The 6,952-nt window shown below is 41.8% G+C and carries 7 protein-coding genes; 2 read left to right on the forward strand and 5 right to left on the reverse strand.

Annotated features, from left to right (window positions below):
- Window position 1: 1 nt before the first annotated feature.
- Genes O0V13_RS11975 through mraZ form a run of 5 tightly spaced genes read right to left on the reverse strand, consistent with a single transcriptional unit; the run spans window position 2 to window position 5,300 of the window.
- The gene (locus O0V13_RS11975; protein WP_268035197.1) at window positions 2-1,465 is read right to left on the reverse strand and encodes a UDP-N-acetylmuramoyl-L-alanyl-D-glutamate--2,6-diaminopimelate ligase; all 1,464 of its coding nucleotides are present in this window, start codon (window positions 1,463-1,465) and stop codon (window positions 2-4) included.
- Window positions 1,465-3,573, reverse strand: a complete 2,109-nt coding sequence (locus O0V13_RS11980; RefSeq protein WP_268035198.1) for a penicillin-binding protein — start codon at window positions 3,571-3,573, stop codon at window positions 1,465-1,467. The genes O0V13_RS11975 and O0V13_RS11980 overlap by 1 nt, the downstream gene beginning before the upstream one ends.
- Window positions 3,570-3,956 carry an FtsL-like putative cell division protein gene (locus tag O0V13_RS11985; RefSeq protein WP_268035199.1) on the reverse strand — a complete coding sequence of 129 codons (387 nt, stop codon included), beginning with the start codon at window positions 3,954-3,956 and terminating at the stop codon, window positions 3,570-3,572. Before O0V13_RS11985 ends, O0V13_RS11980 begins: the two co-directional genes overlap by 4 nt.
- Complete coding sequence (gene rsmH, locus O0V13_RS11990) at window positions 3,953-4,864, reverse strand: 16S rRNA (cytosine(1402)-N(4))-methyltransferase RsmH (protein ID WP_268035200.1); 912 nt, start codon at window positions 4,862-4,864, stop codon at window positions 3,953-3,955. Before rsmH ends, O0V13_RS11985 begins: the two co-directional genes overlap by 4 nt.
- A gap of 4 nt (window positions 4,865-4,868) precedes the next feature.
- Window positions 4,869-5,300 carry a division/cell wall cluster transcriptional repressor MraZ gene (gene mraZ / locus O0V13_RS11995; protein WP_073571044.1) on the reverse strand — a complete coding sequence of 144 codons (432 nt, stop codon included), beginning with the start codon at window positions 5,298-5,300 and terminating at the stop codon, window positions 4,869-4,871.
- A 465-nt stretch (window positions 5,301-5,765) separates the two neighbouring features.
- Here mraZ and O0V13_RS12000 point away from each other — a divergent pair, with 465 nt between their 5' ends.
- The gene (locus O0V13_RS12000; protein WP_268035201.1) at window positions 5,766-6,335 is read left to right on the forward strand and encodes a hypothetical protein; all 570 of its coding nucleotides are present in this window, start codon (window positions 5,766-5,768) and stop codon (window positions 6,333-6,335) included.
- A 41-nt stretch (window positions 6,336-6,376) separates the two neighbouring features.
- Window positions 6,377-6,952: TonB-dependent receptor plug domain-containing protein (locus tag O0V13_RS12005; RefSeq protein WP_268035202.1), on the forward strand; the 576-nt coding region annotated here is incomplete at its 3' end.

Consider the following 6,952-nt stretch of genomic DNA (forward strand, 5'->3'; position numbering starts at 1 on the left):
TTTAGCTTTGGTTCAATTCAGTTAAAAACTCAGTTACTACTTCTGCATCATCGAAATGATGCTTTACTCCTTTGATTTCTTGATAATCTTCATGACCCTTTCCTGCCACCAGTATGATATCTCCCGGTTGAGAAAGCATGCAGGCTGTTCGGATAGCCTCTTTTCGATCTACAATTGTCAAAGTCTTTCTTCGCTCAGTGGGCCCAACACCGGCTTGCATATCTTTTAAAATCTCCTCAGGATCTTCAAATCGAGGATTATCTGAAGTCAAAATCGCTTTATCACTTTCCTGCACAGCCATTTTAGCCATGATAGGACGTTTGGTTTTATCTCTATTTCCGCCACATCCGACAACAGTGATCAATTGCTCCCCTCCAGTTCTGACACCATTGATAGTTTTCAACACATTATCCAAGGCATCAGGGGTATGGGCGTAATCCACGATGGCAGTGATTCCTCCAATAGAGATCCTATCAAACCTTCCTTTTGCTCCTCGAATACTGGAAAGCGTCGTCAAGACTTCTTCCTCGTCTTCACCCAAAAGAATGGCTGTCCCCAGTACTCCCAAAAGATTGTAGGCATTGAAAGCTCCAATCAATCGGAACCAAACCAGCTTGCCATTAATATCCAGCTCCAATCCTTCCAGCGTATTGGAAATGATTTTTGCCTTGAAGTCAGCCGGAGACTTTAATGCAAATGTCTGATGATTGGCTTTGCAGTTTTGAAGCATCACCATTCCTCTTTTATCATCAGAATTGACTAGCGCAAAAGCATCTTTTGGCAGATCATCAAATAGCTTTTTCTTAGCCTTGATGTATTCATCAAAAGTCTTGTGATAGTCTAGATGATCATGGGAAATATTGGTAAAAACAGCTCCAGCAAGCTCCAATCCAGCAATTCTTTCTTGAACAATCGCATGAGAACTAGCCTCCATAAAACAATGTGTACATCCTGCATCCACCATTTTGCGAAGCAAAGCCTGAACACTTACAGCATCAGGAGTGGTATGAGTAGCAGGAATTACCTCCTCATTGATTTTATTTTCTACCGTAGAAAGCAAGCCTGTGCTGTAGCCCATCGCAATAAACAACTGATGCAAAAGTGTCGCGGTCGTTGTCTTCCCATTGGTACCTGTGATTGCAACAACTTGGATTTCATCGGAAGGATTTCCATAATAATTGGAAGCCATGATTCCCAAAGCCTTTGCAGAATCCCCAACCTGAACCCAGGTAATACCTTCTGTTAAGTTTTCGGGTAAATCCTCACAGACAATCGCTGTTGCACCTTTTTCCAGAGCTGCATCGATGTAGTCATGTCCGTTTACTTGCGTACCGGCTATGGCTACAAATGCAGAACCTTCCTCCACTTTACGACTGTCGAAGACGATGTTCTTCACATCAACCCCCATGTCGCCAGAGGTCGAAACCAATGATACTTTATACAATATGTCCTTCAGCACTTTCATCACCCTAGCACAAGATTTATAGTTGTATTGGAAGAAAGCTTGGTCCCAGGATTAATCGACTGCTCCTTTACCAAACCCTTTCCACGGTAATTCACTTTGATCCCTTTATTTTCCAAAATGAACAAAGCATCCCTCAAGGGGAGGCCTGAAACATCTGGGACAATTGGGGTATCCATGTTATTCTCTTTCCACACGATCTTATCTTCAGCGGCAAGGGTTTTAACCCACTCTTCAGCCTGGGTTGGATTTGCTTTTACCCCCAACTCCTCCAAGATCTGATGGATTTCTTCAGCCTTACCGGCTTTTACATAAGGTAATTTTTCCTTAGAAGCGTCAGCTCTAAGAATTTGCCCCTCACTGGTGGGGTTCAATTCCAAATCCAAAGCGTAGATGCGATCTGCGATTTCTTTGAAAACAGGGGCAGATACATCACCACCATAAGCCGCATAGCCATTTGGACTATCGATGACGACAATCATAGAGTACTTCGGTCTGTCTGCAGGAAAATATCCTGCAAAACTGGTGTAGTATTTTTGAGTATATCGACCATCAATCAGCTTCTGAGCAGTTCCGGTTTTTCCAGCAATTTTATAATCAGCATCTGCGATATTTCTAGCAGTCCCTTTATCCACTACTCCAATCAGCAATTCCTGAAGGTTTTTAATGGTCTTTTCGGAGGCAATTCTCTTTCTGACAACTTCAGTATCAAACTCTTTTTCAATTGACTTTCCTTTCACGATCGCTTTGACGATGTATGGCTTTACCATTACCCCATCATTGGCGACTGCATTGTAAAGTGCTAGCGTGTGAAGTGGATTCAATTTGATCTCATAACCGATAGAAATCCAGGGAAGGGAAGTGCCGTACCATTCTTTTGTTCCTGGCTTTTTGAAATAGGGTTTTCCTTCGCCCGCCAACTGGAAACCAAAAGGCTCATTCAATCCTGCCTTTTCAACATAGGCCATGAACTTGGAAGGACTTGAACCAAAATTTTCATCCACCAATTTGGAAATGGCCACATTGGAAGATTTTTCAAAAGCTTCACGGATCGTAATAGTCCCAAATCCACCTCGCTTGGCATCATTCATTGTTCTGTCATAGAACTTGTGAGAGCCAGTACCAGTCTCGATTTTTTGCTCCAGGCTGATTTTATTCTCTTCCAAAAGCGCCAACATGGAAAGCAATTTGAAAGTAGATCCAGGCTCTGTATTTCCCTGGTCACCAATCGCGAAATTGTAGTTTTCGCCGTAACCGCGACCACCACTGTTTCTTTGCAAATTGGCAATGGCTTTAATCTCACCAGTTTTCACTTCCATCACGATCACTGAACCGAAAGCAGCTTCTCGTTTTTCCAACTGATGTAGCAAAGCAGTTTCAGCCACATCCTGAATATTGACATCCAAAGTGGTCACTACATCATAGCCATCTTCAGGCTTTACATCCTCAGCATCAAACACTGGTTTCCAGCTTCCGCCGGCCAATCTTTGAAACAAAGCTTTTCCATCTTGTCCTTGCAGGTATTCATTGAAACTGTACTCGATTCCAGCTCCGTATTCGTTTTCATTCAAAAAACCAACAGTACGGCTTGCCAAAGAATTGAAAGGCCTATAGCGCTTTTCAACTTTTTCAAACAAAACACCTCCACCCAAACGGCCATCTCTGAAAATTGGCCAATTGGACATCTGCTGCATGTCCTGATATCCGATCTGCTTTCTATTTAACACCAAATACCTCTTGCTATCTCGTCTAGCATCGGTTATCATTCTTTTGTATGCAGTAGCAGATTTGTCTTTGTAAAATCCCGAAAGTAAACGAGCCAAAGAATCAATCCCGGCATTGTACTTTTCAGACTTGGCAATCATCGGATCCATCGCCACTCGGTAGAAAGGCAGGCTGGTAGCCAACAAGCTCCCATCTCCCGCATAGATATTTCCACGAGTAGCAGGAACCTCTCGGTATTGGAAATTGACAGTTTCAGCTTTAGCGCGCCACTTATCCCCTTCTTCGAATTGGATTTTGGCAATACGAAGCGGTATCGCTGCTGTCGCAAGCGCAATCAGGATAAAAACTATCCTTACTCTTAGCACTATGGAACGCTTGATATTCACTCGTCTACTTCTATTTTGATGGGAGGCTCATTCAATTCAATGATTCCCTGATCTGCTACTTTTTTTGCCAATTCTGACTGCATGGAGCTAAGCATATACTCAGCCTCCAACGTTGTCACATCTGCCCTCAGATCTTCTACTTCCTGCTGGGCCTTTTCTATTTTCCGGACCATGTTCTCTGCCCGGTGATTACTCCATATATATATAAGTGCGAGCACCACGATAAAACCAACTGGAGGAACAAGTTGCACAGGAACGCCCTCCCCCAATACTTTGGTGATATCGAGTTTTTCCTCTATCCAAGAAAAAATAGTCTTTCTTGGCCCAGTACTTTTGGGCTTATTTCCAGACTTCAGTTTTTTCTTAAATGTATTCTGACTCATTTCCCTACTTTCTTAGCCACCCTCAACTTTGCACTTCTTGCTCTTGGGTTTGCCGCGATCTCCTCTGAATCTGCCACAATCGCACCACGACTCACCGGTTCCAATGGACGAATAGGATTTCCAAAAAAATCCTTTTCCAACTCTCCTTGGAATTTCCCTTTTTGGATCAGGTTTTTCACCAGGCGATCCTCCAAGCTGTGATAGCTCATCACTACCAATCGGCCCTCAGGCTTCAATAATTCCACAGCACCTAAAAGCATTTCCTCTAGCGCTGCCATTTCATCATTCACTTCAATTCTCAAAGCCTGAAAGACCTGAGCGAAATATTTAAACTCCTTACCACGAGGAGCGTACTTTTTCAAAAAAGCCGTAAAACCTTCTGTTGTAGAAAAAGGCTGGGAGGATCTTTCAGAGACAATAGCTTGAGCCAATGTCTTTGCATTTTTCACTTCTCCGTAGATCCCGAAAATCTTATGAAGCTTTCCTTCTTCGTAAGTATTCAGCACTTCTTTGGCTGAAATCTCAGCTGATTGATTCATCCTCATATCCAGATCTCCGCTGAACCTGGTAGAAAAACCACGAGTCGGCTCGTCAATCTGATGGGAAGAAATCCCCAAATCGGCGAGAATCCCATCTACTTTTTTCACCCCGTATAGGCGAAGGTACTTTTTGATATCCCTGAAATTGGCCGCCACAAAAGTGAAGTTTGGGTTCTCCGGGATATTTGCTTCAGCATCTTGATCCTGATCAAAGCCAAACAAATGGCCTTTATCCAAATGCTTCAGGATTTCTTTGGAATGGCCACCACCACCAAAGGTCACATCGACGTATGTACCGTTTGGGTCAATAGCCAAGCCTTCAGTGCATTGGGCAAGCATCACTGGGATATGGTAAACAGACTCTGTCATAGCTTTAGGAGAGATACTTTTCCATTAGGCTGGACATGTCCGCCGGATCGATGATATTATTCAGATAATTTTCCGGATTCCAGATTTCGATTCGACTTCCCATTCCCACGACTACTACTTCTTTTTCCAGCCCGGCGTATGTTTGATAAAGCTTCGGAATCAAGAGTCTTCCAGAATTGTCCAGTTCCACATCCACACTTGTGATGAAAAATGCCCTCTGCAATTTTCTCTGCTCGGGATTATTGATAGACAAAGCCTTGATCTGATTCTCCAGCTTTTTGAACTCGACCATTGGATAAAGCGCAAGACATTTGTCTTCGGCCATGCGGAGCATGAGCGTAGTACCATTAGCCTCTGGAATCGCCGACTTGATTTTAGACGGCAGCACCAGACGACCCTTTGGATCCAGCTTACATTCGTACTGACTGTTGAACATTTCCTTGACGCGCTTTTTGACGAGTTTCTAGTAAAGACAAAAGTAATAAAATGCTTTGCACATTCTACCACTTTCCCCCACTTTTTCCCACTTTGTCTTAAAAGTAGCTAAAAGAATCAACGAAGCCAATATTTGATTTATTTTTTACAAGATTTTTTTACTGAAAGTCAGGGGGTTAGAAAAGTATTATCATTTACTCAAAAAATGCGTTTTCAGCGTTTTTAAAGGGATTTTAGAAATTGAAAATCAAATTTAAATGATTCCAATTTCTATTTTTCCAAAAAAGTGGGGTGATTTCCCGTGATTTTTCAATTCTCTGATCAAATCCTCACCCTTGAATTGAAACCTAGCATTGAAATCCGTCTAACTATCAGGTCAATACCAAAGAAATCAGAACAAAGCCGACTATTTTTCATTCAATTCTATGGCATTCATCAAATTTTATATTTGATTCATTCTTTGAAAATGAAACAAGCCCTTTCAATATTCCTTTTGAGCTGCTTTACATTTTACCAATTTGGGTATTTTGTGGTTTTGGTGTGTATGCCTAGGATTATTGATAAGCACTGGGAGGAGCGGATTTGGAACCAAGGCATTTCTCTTTCAGAAGGAGAACTTGTCAAGATTCCATTTGCTATGCCATATGGCCAAAATCAAGAAGAATTTACCTCGGTCAATCATTCCATTCAAATTGATGGAACTTGGAAAAGGGTCATAAAACAAAGGTATTATGATGATCATCTGGAAGTAATTACTGTTCCAGATAGACTAGAATCCAACCTAGAGACCCAGTTAAAAACCTTGGGCTCCACATTCAATCCCGATTCTGACACCAACGATATTCCTCCTCTTCAGAAACTGATCTTAAAGTCATTTAATAAAAATTTTACCTCGCCAATTCAAGAACCTAATCAATTCATTTTTAATGATTTAAAACCTATAAATCAACAAGGGCTTTACGCATTCTCCATTTTAGAATCCAATCCTGAGGTCACCTCTCCTCCACCCCAGATTTTGCAATTTCTTATCGGTTAAACAGGGGAATCTATCCCTATTCACATTGCAAAATCTTTAAAATGAAACACAAGCATTTACTTAGCTTGCTGTTTTGCTTTGGGCTTAGTATATCATGCTTTGCGCAACAAGACAGCGTCAAAACACTTGAACTAAAGGAAGTTCAAATCCAAAACTTTCGAATTCAAAACCCTGTAACCAGTCTTCCTAACACCCATCATCTTCAGCTGATTGGAGGTAGAAAAACTGAGGTGATACAAATATCATCTCTCGCCGCAAATCTTTCGGAGAAAACAGGGAGAACAATTTTCGCTAAGATTCCATCTGCCTTCATTTATGACATGGATGGAACTGGAAATCAAATCAATCTATCCGTTAGAGGATTGGACGGACACCGGAGCTGGGAGTTCAATGTTCGCCAAAATGGAGTCATGATCAATACCGATATCTATGGCTATCCGGCAAGTCATTATTCCATGCCAATGGAAGCTATAGAAACCATAGAATTGATTAGGGGAACAGGAGCGCTTCAATATGGACAACAGTTTGGTGGAATGCTGAATTATGTCTTAAAGAAACCCAATGCTTTCAAAAAATTTGAATTGGAAAACATCAGTTCGGCAGGATCTTTTGGGTTA

This window comes from Algoriphagus sp. PAP.12 (assembly GCF_026652115.1).
Classification (GTDB): Bacteria; Bacteroidota; Bacteroidia; order Cytophagales; family Cyclobacteriaceae; genus Algoriphagus.